Origin of the sequence: Ruminococcus sp. YRD2003, from assembly GCA_900109435.1 — a bacterium.
Classification (GTDB): domain Bacteria; phylum Bacillota; class Clostridia; order Oscillospirales; family Ruminococcaceae; genus Ruminococcus; species Ruminococcus flavefaciens_G.
This window is the reverse complement of record FNZT01000024.1, coordinates 1-21,325: the sequence shown is the minus strand read 5'-3', so window position 1 is coordinate 21,325 and position 21,325 is coordinate 1. Positions and strand designations below refer to the sequence as shown.

12 protein-coding genes and 2 pseudogenes are annotated in these 21,325 nt (G+C 46.7%); 9 read left to right on the top strand and 5 right to left on the bottom strand.

Annotated elements, in window-relative coordinates; genetic code table 11:
• The 6 genes and pseudogenes from BMX22_RS16635 to BMX22_RS14965 all read left to right on the top strand — a co-directional run.
• A pseudogene (locus tag BMX22_RS16635) lies at nt 1-747 on the top strand (type I restriction endonuclease subunit R); the annotation flags it as partial.
• Between the two features lie 96 nt (nt 748-843).
• Nucleotides 844-1,494: an SOS response-associated peptidase gene (locus tag BMX22_RS14985; protein ID WP_074743388.1), complete on the top strand. Its 651-nt coding sequence runs from the start codon at nt 844-846 to the stop codon at nt 1,492-1,494.
• 245 nt (nt 1,495-1,739) lie between these two features.
• Nucleotides 1,740-3,584: an ImmA/IrrE family metallo-endopeptidase gene (locus BMX22_RS14980; protein WP_074743386.1), complete on the top strand. Its 1,845-nt coding sequence runs from the start codon at nt 1,740-1,742 to the stop codon at nt 3,582-3,584.
• 214 nt (nt 3,585-3,798) lie between these two features.
• Nucleotides 3,799-6,891, top strand: coding sequence for a hypothetical protein (locus BMX22_RS14975; protein ID WP_074743384.1), 3,093 nt, complete (start codon nt 3,799-3,801; stop codon nt 6,889-6,891).
• A gap of 36 nt (nt 6,892-6,927) precedes the next feature.
• Entirely contained in the window at nt 6,928-7,155 is a 228-nt protein-coding gene (locus BMX22_RS14970) for a hypothetical protein (protein WP_074743382.1), read from the top strand.
• An 81-nt stretch (nt 7,156-7,236) separates the two neighbouring features.
• Nucleotides 7,237-8,322: a site-specific integrase gene (locus tag BMX22_RS14965; RefSeq protein ID WP_074743381.1), complete on the top strand. Its 1,086-nt coding sequence runs from the start codon at nt 7,237-7,239 to the stop codon at nt 8,320-8,322.
• Nucleotides 8,323-8,766: 444 nt separating this feature from the next.
• Here the strand turns inward: BMX22_RS14965 and BMX22_RS14960 are convergent, their stop codons facing one another.
• Nucleotides 8,767-10,524: a helix-turn-helix domain-containing protein gene (locus BMX22_RS14960; RefSeq protein WP_074743379.1), complete on the bottom strand. Its 1,758-nt coding sequence runs from the start codon at nt 10,522-10,524 to the stop codon at nt 8,767-8,769.
• A gap of 257 nt (nt 10,525-10,781) precedes the next feature.
• Here BMX22_RS14960 and BMX22_RS14955 point away from each other — a divergent pair, with 257 nt between their 5' ends.
• Both BMX22_RS14955 and BMX22_RS16270 read left to right on the top strand, forming a co-directional pair.
• Nucleotides 10,782-16,046, top strand: a complete 5,265-nt coding sequence (locus BMX22_RS14955; RefSeq protein WP_074743377.1) for a leucine-rich repeat protein — start codon at nt 10,782-10,784, stop codon at nt 16,044-16,046.
• 414 nt (nt 16,047-16,460) lie between these two features.
• Nucleotides 16,461-16,955 (top strand): hypothetical protein, encoded by a 495-nt coding sequence (locus tag BMX22_RS16270; RefSeq protein WP_177173045.1) that lies wholly within the window; start codon nt 16,461-16,463, stop codon nt 16,953-16,955.
• Here BMX22_RS16270 and BMX22_RS14945 read toward each other — a convergent pair.
• The 4 genes from BMX22_RS14945 to BMX22_RS16995 form a co-directional block, all read right to left on the bottom strand.
• Nucleotides 16,885-17,496 (bottom strand): recombinase family protein, encoded by a 612-nt coding sequence (locus tag BMX22_RS14945; protein ID WP_074743391.1) that lies wholly within the window; start codon nt 17,494-17,496, stop codon nt 16,885-16,887. The genes BMX22_RS16270 and BMX22_RS14945 overlap by 71 nt on opposite strands.
• A 125-nt stretch (nt 17,497-17,621) precedes the next feature.
• Entirely contained in the window at nt 17,622-18,596 is a 975-nt protein-coding gene (locus BMX22_RS14940; RefSeq protein WP_074743373.1) for a class II glutamine amidotransferase, read from the bottom strand.
• A gap of 1 nt (nt 18,597) precedes the next feature.
• Complete coding sequence (locus tag BMX22_RS16630; protein ID WP_177173044.1) at nt 18,598-18,768, bottom strand: hypothetical protein; 171 nt, start codon at nt 18,766-18,768, stop codon at nt 18,598-18,600.
• Nucleotides 18,768-19,850: a recombinase family protein gene (locus BMX22_RS16995; protein ID WP_318259782.1), complete on the bottom strand. Its 1,083-nt coding sequence runs from the start codon at nt 19,848-19,850 to the stop codon at nt 18,768-18,770. Before BMX22_RS16995 ends, BMX22_RS16630 begins: the two co-directional genes overlap by 1 nt.
• Nucleotides 19,851-20,283: 433 nt before the next feature.
• Between BMX22_RS16995 and BMX22_RS14930 the strand changes: the two are divergent.
• A pseudogene (locus BMX22_RS14930) lies at nt 20,284-21,325 on the top strand (endo-xylanase); the annotation flags it as partial.

Sequence of the window (21,325 nt, the reverse complement as noted above, 5' to 3'; positions counted from 1 at the left end):
TACACATCGAACGATATAGAGGCGTTCATCAAGGTTTGGAACGCTAAAGGCGTGCAGGACTCTGTTGCAATGGGCAGAATGACAAGCGTGCTGAAGCCTGTTACAGACAGATACAACCTCAAGAATTCTGAGGAGCGTTACCAGTTCCGCAGACTTGTCCGCAGCTTCATCAAGTGGTATGGATATATTACGCAGGTTGTCAGGATGTTTGATACCGATATGCACAAGGAATACCTGTTCCTGAGTTATTTGCTTCGACTTCTTCCGAAGGAACCAGACACTCCTTGTGACCTTGAAGGTAAGCTGAAGCTTGAATACTATAAGCTGCAAAAGACTTTTGAAGGTGCTATAGAGCTTCAAGACCTCGATGGTATGTACATTCCCGCCAAGCAAAAAGGCGGTGAAGGCAAACAGAAGAAAACGCCTCTTGACGAGATACTCGATAAGATAAATGAGAAGTACAAGGGAGAATTCACGGATTCAGATAAAGTCATGATAGATGCCCTGCACCAGAAGCTTAAGAAGAACCCGAAGCTTTTCAACTCTGCCAAGACTACAGACCCTGTAATCTTCACAGAAAGTATCTTCCCACAGATCTTCGGAGACACGGCTATGGAGAGCTATACAGAGTCTCAGGAGAGCTACGAATCACTGTTCCAGGACAAGAACAAGTATAACGCTATTATGAGCGCTCTTGCAGGTGTTTTATACCGAGAGATGCGTATGCAGAATCCAAACAACCAGTAAATGCAGAGCCGCCCTTCAAGGGCGGTTCTTTTACAATCTTTACTTTTCCGAGCAGCTGTGCTATAATAATGGCAACTACAGTTGGAGGTGTCTGCCGTGTGTACCTGGTTCTATGCTGATTATAAGTCGCTCGAAAAAAATATCACCAGAGCACAGAAGTCACCTCTGGCGAACGAGATAATGTTGACGATGTCCCGCAGCACAGCTATGACCGGGGACATAAGACCGACCGACGTAGCCGCCGTTATTGCTTCAGGTCGAAGCGGTAACATGGGTGTGTTTCCGATGGTGTGGGGATTCACCACCGAAGCTTCTTCCAAGCCTATCATCAACTGTCGAATAGAGACAGCCGACCAAAAGAACCTGTGGCAAGAGTCATGGCATACCCGCCGATGTGTGATACCTGCTTCCTGGTACTATGAGTGGGGCGTTCTTCCTACTGACGAAGGATACAACAGTCGCCAGCAGCGTGATATAAAAAAGACCCGTTTCGCAATTCAACCGGCAGGAACTGAGATAACTTTTCTTGCAGGGCTGTACCGGTATGAGGAGCATAATGGAAAGCAGGTTCCTATGTTCTCAGTCATCACCCGAGAGGCGGTGGAACCTGTCAGGAGCATCCACGACCGGATGCCACTGATGTTGAAACAAGAAGATGTTCGTGAATGGGTACGTCCTAACGCAAGTCCCAGTGGCATAGTTGAAAGAGCGTTGACTGATGTTATTATGGAAGCAGCGACTGGATAATTTAAGTAGATAAATGCATTTAAGTATGTCCCCGCGAGAGTGGGGACGCATAGGCTTGGAATTATAAAAAACGAAAAATACAAAGTCGATTACGTTTTTTGAAAAAAATGGAATTCAAAAATTCGCAAAAACAGTCGTTTTTTGAGAAAAATGGAATTTGATTTTTCGCAAAAAACGAAATTGCAATGAAAAATGTCATTTATGATCCGAACGATAGATGATGTATCATATTGAGGAGGAATAGTATGGCACAGTATGCGAACTTAAAAGATTACTTTCAACATGAGCATATTAAGTTGATTAAGGATGCAGTTTCCAATCACCTGAAGGATGATTCGCAGATAACCGAAGCAGTCATTCGCTCTCTGGTATGTACTGCCGATGATGCAAAATACAACACTGAATTTGACCTCGGAGTATCTGTGAAGACTGTTGATGTTGAGGAAAGTGTTACTCTGAGCTTCATCGTTACAGTAAGAGGAAATCTCGAACAGAGATTCAAGGATATTCAGGTTAAAGCTGTAAGAAAAAACAACAGCGATATGTTCCCAGAGGATAATATTCTGAGTCAGTTTATTCTCCCTGATATCCCCAAGGATAAAATCGAAGATATCGGAAATGATCTTTATGGGTTCTGTGCAATGAATGGCTTATTTGTTAACTATAAATTGTATATAGAGAAACTCGTTTCCGACGGAATGATTCATTTCGCCCCACTTCCGAACAACTGCCTAGGCCGTGTTATTCTCTCTGAATCTGATGTTGAAATCATACAGAATGTCCAGACAGAGTGTGGTTTGAAGCCTATAGTGTATACCATCCACGCTACTCATGGCACCATTCTTCTTAATTATAAAAAGTATGCAGAGGAGATGGACGGTGGACTGCGTATAACTGTTGCTCACGAATTGGTACATACACTATTCCATGACAGATTCTTGAAATTGCTCCAGCTGTTAGGTGAAGAAAAAGTGGACATGCTATCTTCAGCAGATACTGACGCTTTCACCGATATTCAGCAAGCACTTTCTATAGCTGAGTGGCAGGCTGATATTCTTGCTATGAGGCTTGCAATACCCTCAGATACAGCTGATACAGCTATGAACGATATCGCTAAAAATCCTTCAACGCATTATGAGAACCATGGCGATAGGATGCAAGCTTGCGTTATCAAGTTTGCTAAGCTCTACGGTGTATCTCCTTATGTAGCTAAGGAGCGTCTGAGGCAGTTGGGCTACGACAATGTTGACGGTACTATCATTGAGTTTGATGGCGATAAGAAGAAGCCGTTCACTTTCCCTCGGGGGACATTAAATGAGAACGAGACCTTCGTTATCAATCGCGTCAATTACGAGAGGCTTCTGCGTGAGAACGCTGAATTCGCAGAGCTTATAAACTCCGGCAAATATGTATATCTCGGATATGTGGTATGCCTACGTGATCCTAAGTATGTTTTAGAAGAAAACGGAGAGTCTATAGAGCCGATTCTATCTGAATATGCAAGAGAAAACGCTAACAAGTGCCTACTAAAATTCCGGTTCAGAAATAATAACGCTTCAAATCAGTCATACTATTATAGTGCATCTTATCTGAACAAGAATCTCGATTATATAGAAATCGAACATGAGTCATTTGAATTGTGTGAAGATGATACAGGTTTAGATGATTTAACACTATCAGAGATTAAAGAATATAATAATAATTTTAATGAGTTGAAAAGTGATGACTGTAGCATTTTTACTAACACTTTGATTTTTCATATGAAGAGATTAGAAACGAGTCAGAGCTTATTAGCAGAATTATCTGGAAATTCTCCAACAACTATCTACAACTATTGCCATGGTATAAAGAATAAAGATCATCCTAAAGATGAAAAACAGGCTCTTTCCCTTTGTGTAGGATTACAATTAGAACCCGAGTACTGTCTGGATTTTTTCCAGAAAGCTGGTTTCCCATTAGAAGAAGACACTCCTATGAACAGAGCATGCAAATTTATGTTTAAATACACAAAGAAAGGTCTAGCATTCTGTAACAAAGTACTCCGTGTTTTTAAACAAGAAGAGATAAAAATATATACTAAAAGAATATAAATTAAACCTGAAGTTTATCTTCTACATTATTTATTTAACGAAGGACCGTTGCTGGTGTAATTACCGGCAACGGTTTTTGCGTATTATCGGCATTTTATTTTTAACCTCAAGTTTAATTTAAGGGGTTTCCAATTCATAAAAAATATCCTATAATATCAGCAGAGTCGACTTCCCAATGAGATCGCTCTACATATAATTTTAGGAGGTTTTTATTATGGATCACGAGAAATCATACGATTTTGTTAAAAGCTGTGGCTGTGAAATCGAGTTTGCAAGTCAGAAGGCAGAGGAACTTGATAATATCATAGATGCCGAGGCTGAAAAGCGTTCCATAAAAAAGGAAGAGGAGCGATTTAACGCTCACAAAAAAGAGTACCAGCTTGAAGTGTTACAGCAACTTCAGGCTGAAGGTATCAAGAAGGAGGGTGCGGAGTTATCCTCCGCATCTCCTCTCATAAGCGATACTTATATTGTTGATGGTGTCACGTTGCTACCTGATGATTTTATTCCTGATTCAGTGGGAACAGATCCGCTTTACGAGGAAACCTCATTAATCAAGAGCCCGTATAGCCTCGAGTATCAGGAAGTCAACAACAAAACCGGTAAGCGTAAGTTTGTGTGGAAGGAATCGGCGACACTCGTGTTAATTTGTAATCCTATCGCATATGGAAAATGTGAGGAAATCGACGTATTCCTTAAGGGCGTGAAAAAGCCGTTACGTTTTCCGAATGGAGAAATCAGCGAAGAGGCCTTCCGCAGACAGACACCCTTCGCAAGGAAGGGAATAAACGTCAGCGTTAAAAGGCACTATGAAAGTTTTTTGCGTAATCTCCGTGAATGTCCGAATAAGAAATTCCTGACGATTCCCAAACACGCTGGTGGGGTTACGCTTCCAAATGGCGTGACAACATACATATCGGCTGAATCGGTAATAACCGGACTGGAGGAACTGTTTCCTCAGGAAGTCAGAGATCACAAAATGGTTGCTCATGCTCTTCCACTCAAGGATACGGCGGCAATCTATCGTAAAGCTCTGCCGAACTGCTTGGAAGCTACGCTTGCAACTACAATACGCATTGAATGTATTCTTCTGCCCCTGTTCGGGGCAGAGGGACTTCATCCGGATCGCGTTTTTTCAATTTCGTATAATGAGGATGCCGTGAGAGAAACGGTTATCGCTCTTACGAAAAGGAAAAACTATACGTCAACGGTTGTACAGGCGCTTACAGCTCATATCACAAAAGTGAGAAAGGAGCTTGCTGCTGCCAATGATGTTCCCGTGCTCTTTTCTTATTCAGGCATCTTCGAGGAAGGCAATAAATTGAAGGATGCGTTCAAAGAGGTAATGTGGGATATCACAGGAGAGAACGGCGCCGAGGATAAAACTCGCAAGATCATAGTGTTCATCACAGATAGACCTGAAAGTATCCCGGATGATTACCCTGTATACTATATCAACTGCGGCTATGATATTATCCCCAAGAACGTGCCTGTTATACAACGTTTATCCGGGATGATTGATTACGCATTCAAGGAGTATATCTATAATAATTCTGATGCAGCAAGACAGCTTGTGAACGACGGAATCAAGGCGGCTCGTCACATAGTCAGTACCTTCAGAAATGTTGTAGTTACGGATACGATGATTATGACCTTGGCGACTGCTCATATCTTAAAGAGACTGGGCGTTGTTACTGGTTCTGACCTGAGAGGTATAATTCGTTGGTTTAGAACGGATGCTACATCGAGATCAACGATGACCGATGCTATCTGCCGCGATTTCAAGTCGGCAGTCAGCGGTGCTATTCTTAGTGGAGAGCTTAAGATAGCTAAGCAGTACGGACCACCTTTCTTTATGTCTGATGGTCATACTGCATTTATCGCGGAGAATGATGGATCTATCAACATGAATGAGGACGTTGTGAAAAACGTCATTATATCAAAATTAAATACAAGGAGTGTTGTAAAGATGAATAAACATATTAACGAAAAAGGACTGCTCAAAGGCAAGCATGGCAACAAGCGCAAGCTCAAGGTCGCATACGATGCGGGAGTTCTTGAGGATACTGATGTGTTCTCGTACTCGAGATCTGTATTGAGCGCAGAGGCGAGAGCATATGTCAATGATATCATTGATAATGAGTACTGGTTCAGTGTTGGAGAATACCCTGACGGATTCGTACCTGTACTGTATAACGCAGACGGTACAAGAGCCGCGGGATATATGTTCAATCCAGAGATGGATGATAACCTCCATGAGGTATACTTCGGAGCAACTCGCTCCGGAAAGACCTTTGCTTTAGTCAACAGAGCGGTTGAGAAAGTCGTAGTTGAGGGTGCAGATGTCGTTCTCATATTTGACCAGACTGGCGGTTTTACTCCCACGGAAATCGACAAGCATATAGGCAAGGAACTGAGGGTGAAATATTTCTCCTTTTGGAATGTATACGAAGACGGACTGCCGGTAGACTTACTTGACCTGCGCGGCTGTCTGACTCTCAAAGATGAAAGAGAGCGCATCTTGCGAATATACGCAATGATGACTAAATCGCTCGGTAGTTATCAGGAGCCGATACTTAAGATTGCGGTAAATTGTCTGCTGAGACAGATGAAAAAAACTCCAGATATTAAAATCTCTGATATTATTAACTACATCGAGTTGATCAGCTGTAACGATGACGGTGAACCGAAAATGGATGAGGCTCACAGAAAACTTTGTCTGAAGCTGAAAACGATAATCGAGGATCTTATGGATATGCCGGTCAGCAAGAATAATTGGGGCGAATTCGTCAAGGCGCAGGGCAAGCCTATCATTGTCATTTCAACAGGCGCTGATAGCGTTGGAAAGGGTTCGGAGATCATCGATATCATGCTCGAAAGTCTTTACGGCTACAAGCAGTGTCTTCCTTATGAGAAATATACAGTCATTATAGACGAAGCTCAGGACTTGTATCTGCATGAGAAAGGTGCTGTTAACGTCCTACTCCGTAAGGGCGGCAAACACGGCGTTACAATGCTCCTCGCTTCTCAGTCCTTCCCTGATTCGACTACTCCGTTCGGAAAGGTCGTAGGTAACTGCGGCAGAGTTCGTGGATACCGCTCAAAGGGTGATGATCTTGCACGTTATGCTGATCGCTTCGGCTGTGATAAGTATGAGGCTGATTCTCTTCAGAAGGGTAACTGCTTCGACAACGGACCGTTCTGGAGCCGTTATAGAAGAGAGAATTTTATAAAAACGCTCAAGGGCAAGACTGTTGTTTTTGAGCCTGCTCCAGATAATGATAATAATGATGGCGAGCAGCCGTAAGGCTGCTCTCAAGAATCAATTAAGGAGGTGAAAGTGATGACTAGAAAAGCGCAGAGGATAACGCTGCATCGCAGAATCTGGTGTAAAATCAGATACTGGCAGCAGCTGAGGGAGGTTTCAGACTCAGAGCTTGCTTCCTACCTGCAGGTCGGAGAGCGCACACTTCATGAATATGATAAAAATGCTGCGAATGTAACTCTCGGTCGTGTTGATAATCTGCTCTATGTGACAGGCATGGAACTCAACGACCTCATGGCGTTGTAACCCTCTTTACATTTAATGCGAAAGGTGGTATAATGAGTACATCGTTATACTGCCTTTCTTCCTATAGAAAGGCTGATAATCATGAAATCGAATATAACAATGAAGGTACAGCAATTGCCTAATGGCAAGTTCCGTAAACAGATTACCTATGGTAAAAAAGCAAACGGAAAACCCATGAGGAAGTCCATTGTCGGTGATACGGAGTTGGAGGTAATCGTTGCAGTTGAAGAGTTTAAAAGGCTCAATGTTGATGTTACCCCATCTAAAATCACTGTTAAAGAAGCAGTTGAGGCATATATCGACTCTAAACGTAATGTTATCGCTCCTACAACGCTCTACGGATACGAGGTTGCTGCAAAGAACAGGCTCCAAGCAATATATGGATTCAATATTACTGACATCAAGACAATCGACGTTCAGCGTGCAATTAATATAGATGCTGAGCACGGGCTCGGCTATAAGTCTATAAAGAGTGGGTATGATTTAGTTAGGAGCGCTGCGCTGTTATTTGATGTTGAGCTTCCTTCAATCCGCAAACTTAAATTACCTCCTAAGACGGTAAAGGAAGAACTACCGGACCTTAATAAAGTGCTGAAAGTTATTATAGGATCCAGTGTTGAACTTCCATGCCTGCTCTCAGTGTGGTGTGGTGGTATGAGAATCTCGGAAGTTCGCGGTCTTCAATTCGGAGATATCTATGAGGACGACAATGGTAGATACATAAAAGTTAGACGAACAAGGGTTTGCATCAATGGTCATGATACTATACAAAATCGCAATAAAACAGAATTATCTACCCGCGATGTTCCTATTCCCGACTATATCTTTAACCTCATTCAACATTTACCTCACAACAGTGATACCGATTTTATAGTGAATGAGAATTATGGTGCTCTGAAACGACGCTACGACAGACTCCTCAAAAAACACGGTTTAAAAATGACTTTTCACGACCTTCGTGCCCAGTTCGCAACAACTATGAACGGACTCGGAGTCGAGAAAGAAGTCCTTGAAAAGCTTGGAGGATGGGCCAACTCTAAGGTGCTTGATGCTGTCTATATAAGAACTCCCAAGCAGAGAGTTCGAGATAGTCTCAAGGTATTCGACGAATATATGTATGGTGTTATCCGCGATACTCGTACTGAAAAAAGTGATGGTGCGGCATAATTATAAATGCACACGTGCTGCACACAGTTCATTATACAGAGTTGATAATCCCCGAAATATGGGCAAAAAAAGATGCAGGGTATAGAAGCTTCAAGTCCTTCTGCCCCTGCCAGAACGATAAAGCCTGTATTTCGAGAAAAGCACCGAAATACAGGCTTTTCTCTTGCCTGTAGAAAACAGTTATAACTGCAAATATGCAGTTGCGTGTGAAGAAATAACAGGCGTTTTTCACACGTTTTCACACGAAATTCACACGACGATAGGTGGTATAAACGTTATTGAAAGAAGCCAGCTCCCTTTACGGGAGCTGATTCTATTTAAAAATATTCATTAACAAAAAGCTTTCAATGAATGTTACCGTTGCTATACTCCTCCAAGAATTCCTCCGCGCTGATACCGCCTTTCACAAGATGGCTGAATCTTACCAATTCTTTGGGACATTCATCAAGTTCTGCTGTTGTGGCTGATTCGATTCGGAGTAGCGAAAAGTCCTTTTTCAAAAGCGTTCAGCATTTTGGGGTGTCTGATGATAAAATGAATTGCAGGGCTTTTCGATTTCGAGACCATGACCCACTCGTCGCGCTTCATCTGTATTTGTATATTCCTGAACACCGGCGTTCTAAGCTCGGAGATGCTGTAGCTGCTGTTCGCGGCACTCAGCTCTCTTGTGAGGCGGCAGTGCTCGGTATACTCCTCATACGTATACTGAATTTCACGCTCGAAGAAAGCTCCTGACAGCGACAGAAGAAGCGGCGCTGAGCTGAACTGCTCCTCGGACGGAACGGGTATGATATCGAGGACCTCCGATGATATGAGCTGTTCTGCAAAGCACTCTTTCGTCCATTTCAGATAGGCGGTCAGCCTTTCACGTTCACGGCTGCTGATGCTGTTCCTGCTGAGGATACTGGTCAGCAGCTCCTCCGAAAGGGTGTATATCGGCAGAGTTGACAGCATATTGCAGCGCTGACCGCCGTTTGAGCTCTCACTGCTGAAAAAGCTGCGATACTCGTCCTCTGAGGCTGAATCGAATATCTCCATAAGAGGCAGAGCCTTCGAGAGGATATCCTCCGAGCGCTGACGGTAATAGGCGAGCTCCCTTCTGGAGTTGGTAAAGTAATATTGCCCGTTTGCGTGATGACCGCTGATGCATTCTCCGCGCAGAGCAGCCGCTCCCGAGACATAAAGGAGCTCGTGGTAGATAGCGCTCGGCGGCTGCGGCAGATAGTAGGGTGAGACCTGTCCCGTCATATATATCGGCATCCAAGCCTGCAAGCCGAGCAGCATCTCCTTCATCGGGCGGTCAATGGTGTGAATGATATTTAGATGAAGCCCCTTCTTTATACAGGCGGCGATGCCGAACATCCACTTTTTATTGAAGTCCTCGCTGTCCGCCATATCTGATATGGGCATATTGCTGTTCATGAAAAACGGCTTCTTTGACTGTGAGATAGCCGTAGCCCTGAGAAAAGCGAGCTCGGCGCGCTTCATATCCTCCACGCCGTAATAATGCCTTGAGGCGGGAAAAGCAAACGGAGCAGTCGGTATTTTCAGCTTGTCAAACCTGATAATGGATATATACTCGCCGAGGTCGAATTCATCGAGCTTGTGAAGATAATCGCTGACGCCCGAGGCAACTGCCGCAGACCTCGGCGAACCGCGCAGATACCTGTCAACAGCCGCGCAGAGCCTTCCTTCGTCGCGGATGCTGTGCTCTGTAATTCCGCCGAGCGTCGCGCAGAGCAGCGGGAGCTGTCCGCTCTCGTCGGAGCTTCTGAGCAGATAGCTGCTCAGGTTGCCGATAAACCTGTCCATATCTATGGGGACACGCTCGCCGCGCTTGAAGCGCGAGAGGAGCGATGCGTCGATATCCATTGATTTGGCGAGCCTGTTCAGACTTATGCTCAGACGGTCGACGAGGGAGGAAAAATTCTCCGCAAAAACGCTGCTGTCGATATCCGCATAGCCAACGGCTCTGACGAGGCGGTTGTACACGTCCTCGCTTTCGAGCCCGCTGATACCCTTCTGCGCGGCAATTGAGGCGATGCCGTCGGCAAGCCTTTGCAGTGCCTCGGGGCGCGGACGGCGAAGTCCGCTGCGGTAGCGGCTGAGTGCGGACGGCGTGAGCTCCGATGCCTCGGCGAGCTCGGATATTGAGCAGCCGAGCCTGTCCGTGAAGTCGCTGATAAGCTCCTGAAATGTCATAATGTCCTCCTTGTGCTGTCATTTTTCATATTATAGCACTGCCGCAGATAAAACGCAAGGGGCTGGAGCCGTTTTTTACGCATCGTATAAATCACAGCAAATATCAATCGTTTGCCAATTTGTCAGATGACATATTGGCAAATCGTATTTACAGGTAAAATCTTTTGTGATATAATAACTGCATAGTATACATTTTTCTTATCTGTTTTGCTGTTTTTCTATGCAAAAAGTTGAGTGGCACAAAGGAGGAATTAGATATGAAAATGAAAAAACTGGCAGCAGCACTGCTCGCACTGACCGTAGTTGCAGGCTCAATGAGCCCCGCTGCTCCGATACGCACTGTCAGGACGGTAACAGCCTCGGCAGCAGACGAGAACGAGGACGATGTCATCATCGTTGAAGGGCTGAAATTCAAGAACAACCAAACAGACGACTACTACAGCGGCTATACGCTCATCGGCTCTGTTGACGAGATAAAGGGCGACCTCGTCGTACCCAATACCGTCAACGGAGAGCCCCTGAAAAACGTACAGCCCGAGGCTTTCAAGGGCTGTACGGGCATCACGTCTGTCACCTTCGGAAGTAATATGTGGATGATAGGCACAAGCTCCTTCGAGGGCTGTACTGCCCTGAAATCGGTAAATATCGGGGCTGACCGCGCCTATGCGGAGCGCGGTGCCTTCAAGGACTGCACTGCTCTTGAGGATATAAAGTTCAGCGGCAAAAGCATATCTCTGCGTCCGAGCGCATTTGAGGGCTGCACGGCTCTAAAGACCCTCAACATTACGAGCGGACTGAATGATATGGAGGCAGGCGCCTTCAAGGGCTGCACGGGCATAGAAACAGTCAACTGGACAGGTGAATGGTACGAAGACACAATGAAGCCCGCTATCCCCTATAAGGAGCTCGACGGCTCCAAGTGGGCAGAGGCTAACCCGTACGTCGTGGACGAGAAAGGAATACTGCTCTACTGCAACGTTGATGCGGACAAGCTGGAGCTCCCCGAGAGCGTGAAAACTATCGGCTCGCACGTATTTTACGGCGCACAGGAGCTCAAGAGCTTCACCATTCCCGCCCATGTCACAAAAATAGGCGATAGTGCATTTCAGACATCTGGTCTGACGAGTGCCGTTATCCCCGAAACGGTGACAGAAATGGGAAGAAACGCATTTTATCTGTGCAGCGACCTGACATCGGTCACTCTGCCTGATAATATCAAGTACATACCCAGCGGCGCCTTCTCGAGCTGCACATCGCTTACGGATATCAAATTCCCCGATAACGCAGAACTCGAGCTCAGCACATGGACTTTTGACGATTGTACCTCTCTGAAATCCCTGACCTTCGGCAAGATAAAGGAGATAGGCGGAAACGCCTTCTGCGGCTGTACCGCTCTCGAGGAGGTCAATTTCACGGAAAATGTGCCGAGTATAGGCGGCGGAGCCTTCACTGAAACCCCCTACGGCGATAAGACCCCGTTCATAATCAATGACGGCGTGCTCGCGGCCTGCTTCGCTGAGGGCGATATCGTCGTTCCCGACGGCGTCACCGAGATAGGTGAGAACGCATTCTATAATATGAGGATCACATCGGTAAAGCTCCCCGACGGCATAAAGAAAATAGGCGACAATGCGTTTAATGCCTGCTATAATCTCAAAAGCATCAACCTTCCTGATTCCATTACAGAGATGGGCTGGGCGGCATTGAGAGACTGCGACGAACTGACAGAAATAAAGCTCCCGTCGGGGCTGAAGGAAATATCGTCTAGTCTATGCGAGGGCTGTACGGGGATAACCTCTATAACCATCCCCGACGGCGTCACCCGTATAATGAGGAATGCATTCAAGGACTGCACGAACCTCGCAGAGATAAGCATTCCCAAGGGCTGCACCATTATTGAGCAGGATGCATTCAAGAACACCGCTCTGCGCGGAGACAATCCCCTGCTCGTTATCAACGGCAATATCTGCGATATCGGCGAGATCGAGGGCGAGCTCGTCATCCCCGAGGGCATCACAGGCATCGGAAACGGAGCATTCAGGGGTCAGACAAAGATGACCTCACTGAAGCTCCCGAAGAGCATCAACACTATCAAATCCAATGCATTCGAGGGCTGTACAGGTCTCGAGAGCGTCGAGATAGCAGGCGCCCTGACGTATGACGACTGGGACAATTACGGCATTTTCGCGGACTGCACGAGCCTGAAAAGCGTCACATTCGACAAGGGCACATTAACAATACCCGATGAGATGTTCAATGGCTGCACGTCACTTGAAACAGTGAGCCTCCCCAAGGGGCTGAAAAAGATATCAAGACAGGCATTCGCGGGTTGCTCGTCACTCAGCTCCATAGAGCTCCCCGACGGCATTTCTATGGAGGAATCTGCATTCGAGGACTGCACGGGTCTGAAAAGCATTGAGTTTCCTGACAACATCTCATCTATCGGCTCGAGCACATTCAAAAACTGCACCTCTCTCGAAAGCGTAAAGCTGCCGAGTGATCTGACGAGCATAGGTGAAGATACATTCAGCGGCTGCACATCCCTGAAATCAATAGTGCTGCCCGATAACGTATCCTCTATCTACGACAACGCATTCAGCGGCTGTACGAAGCTTGAGGATGTTACACTTCCGCCTAATGTATGGCTGATCTCAAGCACTGCATTCAGCGGCACTCCCTACGGCGAAAAGAAGGGCGCGATAATCTCGGGAGATACGCTCCTGACTATCACAAATGCAAAGGGCGATGTTGTTATCCCCGACGGCGTAAAGAAGATAGGCAACTACGCATTCAAAAGAAATACTGAGATAACCTCTGTAAAGATACCCGAGGGAGTTGAGGTCATAGGAGCGAGCGCATTCGAGGGCTGCAAGGCGCTCGAAAAGGCAGAGCTCCCCTCGACGCTCAATACTATCAGAAGATATGCATTCAGCGGAGCGGCGGGCTTGAAGTCGATAGAGATACCCGAAGGTGTGACTGAAATAAACGACGGCACATTCTACGGATGCAGCTCTATGACCGATATCAAGCTGAATAAGGGGCTCAAAAATATCAAGAATATGTCATTCAACGGATGCTCATCTCTCAAGTCTCTCACTCTCCCCGACGGACTTGAAACGATCGAAGATTACGTATTCAACGAATGTGAAAAGCTTGCGGATATCACTATCCCCGACAGTGTGAAGTCGATAGGCTCCTCCACCTTTGTGGGGACGGCATTCCTACAGAATAAGACAGACGCATCGGACGGCATGGTCATCATCGGCACGACGCTCGTTGACGGCAAAAAGTGCAGCGGCGATATAGTTATCCCCGAGGGCGTTGTTACTATTGATTACCAAGCATTTGAAAAAGCACCGATAACCTCCGTAAAGTTCCCCTCGACGCTTAAAGAGATCGACGCTCGCGCATTCAGTCAGTGCAACCAGCTCACAAGCGTTGAGATCCCCGAGGGCGTCGAGGATATCGGCGACGCATTCTCCAATTGTACAGCTCTCACCTCCGTTTCTCTGCCTGCGGGTGTTGACTTCCTCAACGCCTTCTCGAAGTGTACTGCGCTGACAACGGTCAAGCTCGCGGACGGCACCAAGGAGATATCGAGCGGCGCATTCAACGGCTGCACGAGCCTGAAGCAGATAGACATCCCCGACAGTGTGGAAATAATCGAGGATAGGGCATTCGGCGGTTGGGGTGAAGCGGAATATGGCTGCGCACTGACATCCGTAAAGCTTCCTGACAGCATTAAAGTAGTTGGAGAGTATGCATTCGGTAAATGCACGGAGCTTGAAACAGTCGAGATGCCCGAGGGCTTCAGCGGCTTCGGTTCCAATAGCTTCTACGGCACAAAATGGCAGGATTCACTTACAACGATCGACGGCTTCATAATAAGCAACGGCGTGCTTATCGGCTCTGAAATGACCGAGGGCGACATAGTTATCCCCGACGGCGTAAAGAAGATAGGCGACAGCGTATTTGAGGAGTGCAGCGGCATTAAATCGGTAACGCTCCCCGCTGGACTTGAGAAAATCGGAAACAAAGCCTTCTATAAGTCGGGGGTAACTTCAATAAATATCCCCGATACAGTGACCGAAATAGGCGACAGCGCATTCTACAGCTGTAAGGATCTGGCTGCGGCAGAGCTGCCCGAAAGCGTCGAAAGAATTGGCAGACGTGCTTTTGCCTCCTGCATCTCACTTGAAAAGATCACTTTCCCGTCAACTCTCAAGGACTTCGGCGGCAACGCCTTCGAAGACTCGAAATGGCTCGATGAACAGCGCAAGACAGACCCTGTCGTTATCGTGAACGGCATCGTTATCGACGGCAGAACCGCTACGGGCGACCTCGTTATCCCCGAGGGTCCCGACACTATCGGCGAAAGCGCATTCGAGCTCGCTAAGGTAAGAACAGTCGTTGTACCCAAGAGCGTCAAGCAGATACTCAGTCTTGCATTTTACGGCTGCTCCAATATGCAGAAGATAACAATACTCAATACCGACTGCGACATCGACAAGGGTGCGGCAACTATAACCAACGGCTACTCGATAAGCACGGACTATTACGGCGAGATACAGATAGGCGACGGCTCGGGCGGCACTACAGCCTCCACCTCCGACAACGACGGCGGTACGGGGCAGTCCACGGAGACTACGGCAGTATCTACGACCGACGACGGCGGAAACAAGTCTACAACTGCGGTCAGCACCACTGATGACGGCGGAAACAAGTCTACAACTGCGGTCAGCACCACCGACGACGGCGGAAACAAGTCTACAACTGCGGCAAGCACCACTGACGACGGCGGCGGCTCCACTACAACAGCAGATACAAACGACGGCAAATTCGTGAAGATACACGCCAGCGGCACAGTCGCGGACGGCTTCTACTTCAACCACGACACGAACAAGTTCAGCACGGGTCACGCCGACGGCATAACCAAGCTTACAGGCGAAAATGCCAAGGGCGAAATGGTCGATCTGACGATAGACAAGTCACTGTACACGTTCAGCGATGTTGTCAAGGGAAAGGACAATCCGCAGGATGTATACAGAGCCGAGCAGACCAACTTCACCTACTCCGTTAACGTATTCTACGACGGCGTGCAGGTATACGGCGAGGACGGCGAGCCGCTCCGCTTCAATGCATATATCGGCGTTAAGGGCGACGCGAACCTCGATAACAAGGTGGATTCGATAGATGCCACCACGGTCCTCATCTACTATGCAAGGATGTCCACAGGCGCAGACCCGAAGTCCACGCGATTCTCACCCGAGAGCAGCAAGATTGCCGACAGCGACCCGAAGCTTGATGAGCTTGCGGCAATGCTCGCCGACATCGACAAGGATGTTTTAGATGAGAACAACTGGTGTGCTGCCAAGGAGAGCAGAAAGGTCGATTCGACCGACGGTTCGTTCATTCTGGTATTCTACAGCACAGCCTCCACTACCTCGATCGAGGAGTTCAGCGCAAAGGATACTTGGGACAGGATACTCCATAAAAAAAGTAACAGCACAGCCGATGTATGATGCGTACTGACGGCATGGGCAGTCTGATATCTCCACGTGAGGTATCAGACTGCTTTTTTGTCAGCAGCCGCATCAGCAAAATTGTATGATTGCACATTATATCTGCCTGTTTTAGTGCAGTTTCCCAAAAACGATTCGGACTTGAACCCATAACAACTTTCGCAGGGTGTTTTTTAAGGAGTTTGAAGGATATTAAAAATGCTTCGGACATATCATCCGTGACAGTAATAATGCTCGTTTTTCGGAGCTTCTGCACCGAAATTATACGCATTTGACCTGCATCAACCTAAAACTGGAGGGACTTATATGCCTAATTACAAAAACGTCAACCAAGATGATTTCCACAGTGACTTTGACGTCAAGACATTCGACAGCTTTGAAAGCTAAAAGCAGGAAATGGACACCTATTTGCCGATGACTGACCAGGAATTCTATTTGAATGCCAAGCAGATAATCGAAAAAAACCGTGATAATCCCGAGATAGTCAAGGATGCACTGGCGTATATGTACGCTCTTAATTTCCTGGCTTTTGAGAAAAATAATAAATGGAGCGGCCCTGACAAGAACCATTCATCATCACTGCCTAAAATTGAGGCAATTAAGGAGAATGTCCTTGACTCAGGAGTCATTGACGTGTCGATTATGATAGGCGGTGTTTTAACCTGTGGAAAGGATTCGCCGTCGTATATAGATGTTTTTGATAAAATAAAGGATATGTCCCAAGAAGAGCTCGGAGACCATATGGCGCATGATTACGGAAGCTTTGATGGGTATTTTAATGATAGTGAACTAAAAATGAGCATAGTTTCAGTTCCATTTAGTAAAAAAATGGCTTGCCCTATTTTGAGCAAGCCATTTTATTACAAAGCCTGTAGTAGCATGACTTTGAGACACCAAGCTCCCGCATAGCATCTACAGGCTTTTTATTCCCGCATCGGACTTCTGCCATTACCTCACGCCAATTATCGGGCAAAGGCTTTTCTGGACGACCGAAGCGGACATTTTTCTTCTTGGCAGCTTCGATACCTTCACGCTGACGAGCACGTATCTTGTTACGCTCGTTCTCAGCGATAGCTCCAAGCACTTCGATAAGTATTGCGTTTATCATTTCGAGTACCCAAGCCTGATCCGGTGGGAAGTCTGTAAGTGTAGTCGGTATATCAAGTATCTTCATTCGTACTCCTGCCGCTTTGAACTCTTCCAGTTCACGCTTGATATCTGCCTTGTTTCTGCTAAGCCTGTCCAGCTCCTTGATAACAAGTGTATCCCCTTTGCGGAGAATCTGCCGCTTGAGATATTGATAGCCTTCACGCTCGGTATCCTTGCCGGAAGCTTTATCAATGATAATGCTTTGTACAGGAACTCCAAACTTGGTTAGGGCTTCGATTTGCCTGTCCTCGTTCTGCTCTCTGGTAGAGACACGGGCGTACCCATAAATTCTGTTGTCCATAATGCTCCTTTCCGTCCCAAAAAGTGGTGGCGACTTTCGGAACGTCTCAAAAGTCAAAACGCCACTTTTTGGAACGTTTTTTTCGCTATTTTTCAGGTGTCCCATAAAGTATACTTTTTGGGACTTTACCACGCTCCTCCATAGCAACTCTCATACAGGCTTTCTCCGCACATATACTTCACATCACGCAGAGTCTCATGGAGCAGGTTCGTATCCATGAGCATTTCTTCTATCTCATCGCAGGTATATCCATACTCCAGCAAAAGCTCAACGTCCTCACTGTCAACGCCATAGCAGCCACAGTAGGCGAGAAGCATCTCTTCGTGTATATTATAATAGTAAGAGTCATCGTTCCAGCTCATGTACTTGGAGCGGTAAAGCTTCGGTTCAAATTCCGAGCGTGTGATATCTCCGGTCTTGTCAATATGAATGATATCGCCCTCATCTGTTTTGATTCGTTCATTGGCGAACTTGTGAAGTCCTATTCTGCGGAGAGCGTTTTTCATGATGCTCTCAGTGCTCGCATACACATAAAGGCCTATATCTTTGCAGTGTAACAAGCACATCGGATTCGAGCCTTTTATAATGTATAAGCTATTATGCTCGTCAAGTACTGTGAATGTGAAGTTACCCTCAACAGTCTCTGCCATATATTTCAATGAATCGAAATCCAGCTTTTGCTGCGACTCTATAAGCTGGCAAGCTGCGTATGAATCTGTCTCTATGTGGGTATCAGGGATAAGCTTGTCCTTCCTCAGTTCCTTATCGTTCCACAGCACTCCATTATGTGCGAATGCAAAGCTTGTATCGCCAGCTATACCGGCGAAAGGATGATTGTTATAGTTGAACTTCCCATCGCCCTGGGTAGTCATACGGGTATGCCCCATAACTGCTCTTGTTCCTTCCGGCGGATTGAAATGAAGCTTGTGAGCAGGCTTAGGTCTCTTGTAGATAACGACCTCGCCGTTACGAACATAGCTGATACCGGCTGCATCTGTGCCTCTCTCCTCTGCTGCATTTGCTAACGCCTGAGTGAGCTTGCGTAAAACCTTATGAGGGATAATTCCCTGGTAATCGAGCCAACCAAATAATGAACACATATTATTTGTCCTCCTTTAAAATTATATCTATCATCGGCTTCTTCTTTTCGTCTGCGATTTCCTTTAGTCTCTCGCTTATCATATCTACAACAACCGTTGCAGTGACAAGCGCGGCAACTGCTATAATTTCACCTGCGGAACTTGCAACGACCTTTTTCATATCAACTTTCATCACATATCCTCCTCGTTTGCGATATCTTCGTTAACGTACAGCTTACGCTCTTTGAGGTATTGGATAAGCTCAGGTTCATGTAAGGTATCTACAAACTCAGACCATGACATTTTCGACATTCCTTCATCTGTGAGATTGATAGCAAGGTCGCAGATAGCGTTGACAAGCTCTAAGGCTGCAATGAGAGTATTGTATTTGAGCGTACCTCTGAACAGGCGGAACTCTATCGTTGCCCAGTTCATCAGGTTGACGGCAGCATACCTGCCGTTGTTTCCTTTCTTAGCCTTGTCCAGTATCTCACGTCCTGTCTTTTCAAAGCCGTAACGGGCTGCCCACCTGTTCATCGAATATTCCGAACGACGTGAGAATTTCAGCATCTCATTCCAGTGATGCTCTACAAAGTACAGGATACGACTGATAACCTCTTCCTGTTCATCGTGGGTATCGCCGAGACTATTCCTATTGACGTGTATATGCAATCCGCAGGTCGAAGTCTGGTGGCTGCGATATCCCAGTGAAATAGCCCTTTGCATTACCTCCTGCCACTTCATATCATTTTTGTGGTATTCCAGAGACATCGGGTGAGTGACAATTTCCATTCCGTCGTCTAATGATCCGTCACCTTTGATGTATATGTGCTCGTTGTTTCCGTTGCGAACATCAGCCATTATCTGCCGCCAATTTTGAGGTAGAGATTTAGGAGGACGTCCGAAGCGGACATTTTTCTTCTTTGCAGCAGCGATCCCTTCACGCTGACGAGCACGTATCTTGTTACGCTCGTTTTCGGCGATAGCTCCAAGCACTTCAATGAGTATGGCGTTTATCATTTCGAGTACCCAAGCCTGCTCTGGCGGAAAGTCTGTGAGCGTGGTAGGGATATCCAGTATCTTCACACGGATCTCCATATCCTTGAACTGTTCCAGTTCACGTTTAATGTCTGCCTTGTTACGACTGAGCCTGTCCAGTTCCTTGATAACAAGAGTATCTCCCTTACGGAGTATCTGACGTTTTAGATACTGGTAGCCATCACGTTCGATATCCTTACCAGAAGCTTTATCGATGATAATGTTCTGCTCAGGCACTCCGAACTTGGTGAGAGCTTCGATCTGCCGATCTTCATTCTGTTCCCGGGTAGATAGCGTAAGAACAGAGCATACACATCGGAAGACCAGAACCAAACAATCCACCCATGACGGTAAGAGCTGTCGCCGCCGCAGATATTTTTCTGATTTTCATTGATATACCTCCCCTATATCGCATTCGTGAATATTATCAACATTATATCATCATATTTTGTATATATTATCAATAGCCATATGTAAAAAATATCCCGTTATTTCATTTGAGCAGACTATTATGAAAACCAATTTGTATAGCCCACTGGTAATATTACTAATTGTCCACCGAAAATGCAAATAATGGGTTTAAAAAACGGACAATTTGTTATATTATAAGTACAGGACAATTATTTAGCGATAATATTGTACAGACAAAATCAGATTTGGAGGTAATCAGATGAAAATCAAAAACAAGGTCTCACGGCTGCTGACAGGCGCTATAAGCGGAGCTATGCTGCTCTCGCTCACACCTAATATCGGCAGCACAACTCCCACTCTCGACGCAAATGCGGCGGGAGCCTGCACTATCAACACAAACAAGCTGTACCAGCGTATCCGCGGCTTCGGAGGAATGAACCACCCCGAGTGGCAGAGCTACAATGCGCAGAACGGAGCTCCCGGAGACATGACCGCAGCACAGGTACAGACAGCATTCGGCAACGGAGCTAACGAGCTCGGCCTCACAATACTCCGTATCTTCGTAAGTGACCAGCAGAACGCATGGAACAACGCTATCCCGACTGCACAAAGGGCTTCGGCGCTCGGAGCCACAGTCTTTGCGACACCGTGGAACCCACCCGCTTCGATGAGAAGCAACGGTTCGGGCGGACCGCGCGGAGGTCAGTACGTGCTCAACAACGGCGCGGAGGCGAACTACGCAAAGCACCTCAACGACTTCATCAAATTCTGCAACAGCAAGGGAGTAGAGCTCAACTCTATTTCGGTACAGAACGAGCCTGACTGGTCGGGCGAATGGACATACTGGGCACCCTCACGCTGTGCCTCATTCCTCGCAAACTACGGCAAGACCGTAACAGCGGGCACCAACACCAAGATGATGTCGCCCGAGAGCTTCAGCTACAGCAAGGACTACTACAACGCTATCCTGAACGACTCAAAGGCTATGGCGAACTGCGATATGTTCGGAACCCACTTCTACGGCACACAGCGCAGCGCCATGGACTTCCCCGCACTCGAAAACTGCGGCAAGGAGATATGGATGACCGAGGTCTACGTACCGAACTCGGACGCCAACTCGGCAGACCGCTGGCCCGAGGGCGTTGCAGTTGCGGAGAACATCCACAACGCAATGGTTGTCGGAAACATGAACGCGTACGTATGGTGGTACATCCGCCGTCAGTACAGCCCGATGTGGGACACAGGCAAGATATCCAAGAGAGGCTATGCAATGGCGCAGTTCTCGAAGTGGGTACGCCCTG

Excerpts from the sequence above, each read along its gene's own strand:
- BMX22_RS14980 (WP_074743386.1), top strand. The coding sequence starts at position 1,740 with ATGGCACAGTATGCGAACTTAAAAGATTACTTTCAACATGAGCATATT.
- BMX22_RS14975 (WP_074743384.1), top strand. The coding sequence starts at position 3,799 with ATGGATCACGAGAAATCATACGATTTTGTTAAAAGCTGTGGCTGTGAA.
- BMX22_RS14970 (WP_074743382.1), top strand. The coding sequence starts at position 6,928 with ATGACTAGAAAAGCGCAGAGGATAACGCTGCATCGCAGAATCTGGTGT.
- BMX22_RS14965 (WP_074743381.1), top strand. The coding sequence starts at position 7,237 with ATGAAATCGAATATAACAATGAAGGTACAGCAATTGCCTAATGGCAAG.
- BMX22_RS14960 (WP_074743379.1), bottom strand. The coding sequence starts at position 10,524 with ATGACATTTCAGGAGCTTATCAGCGACTTCACGGACAGGCTCGGCTGC.
- BMX22_RS14955 (WP_074743377.1), top strand. The coding sequence starts at position 10,782 with ATGAAAATGAAAAAACTGGCAGCAGCACTGCTCGCACTGACCGTAGTT.
- BMX22_RS16270 (WP_177173045.1), top strand. The coding sequence starts at position 16,461 with ATGACTGACCAGGAATTCTATTTGAATGCCAAGCAGATAATCGAAAAA.
- BMX22_RS14945 (WP_074743391.1), bottom strand. The coding sequence starts at position 17,496 with ATGGACAACAGAATTTATGGGTACGCCCGTGTCTCTACCAGAGAGCAG.
- BMX22_RS14940 (WP_074743373.1), bottom strand. The coding sequence starts at position 18,596 with ATGTGTTCATTATTTGGTTGGCTCGATTACCAGGGAATTATCCCTCAT.
- BMX22_RS16630 (WP_177173044.1), bottom strand. The coding sequence starts at position 18,768 with ATGAAAGTTGATATGAAAAAGGTCGTTGCAAGTTCCGCAGGTGAAATT.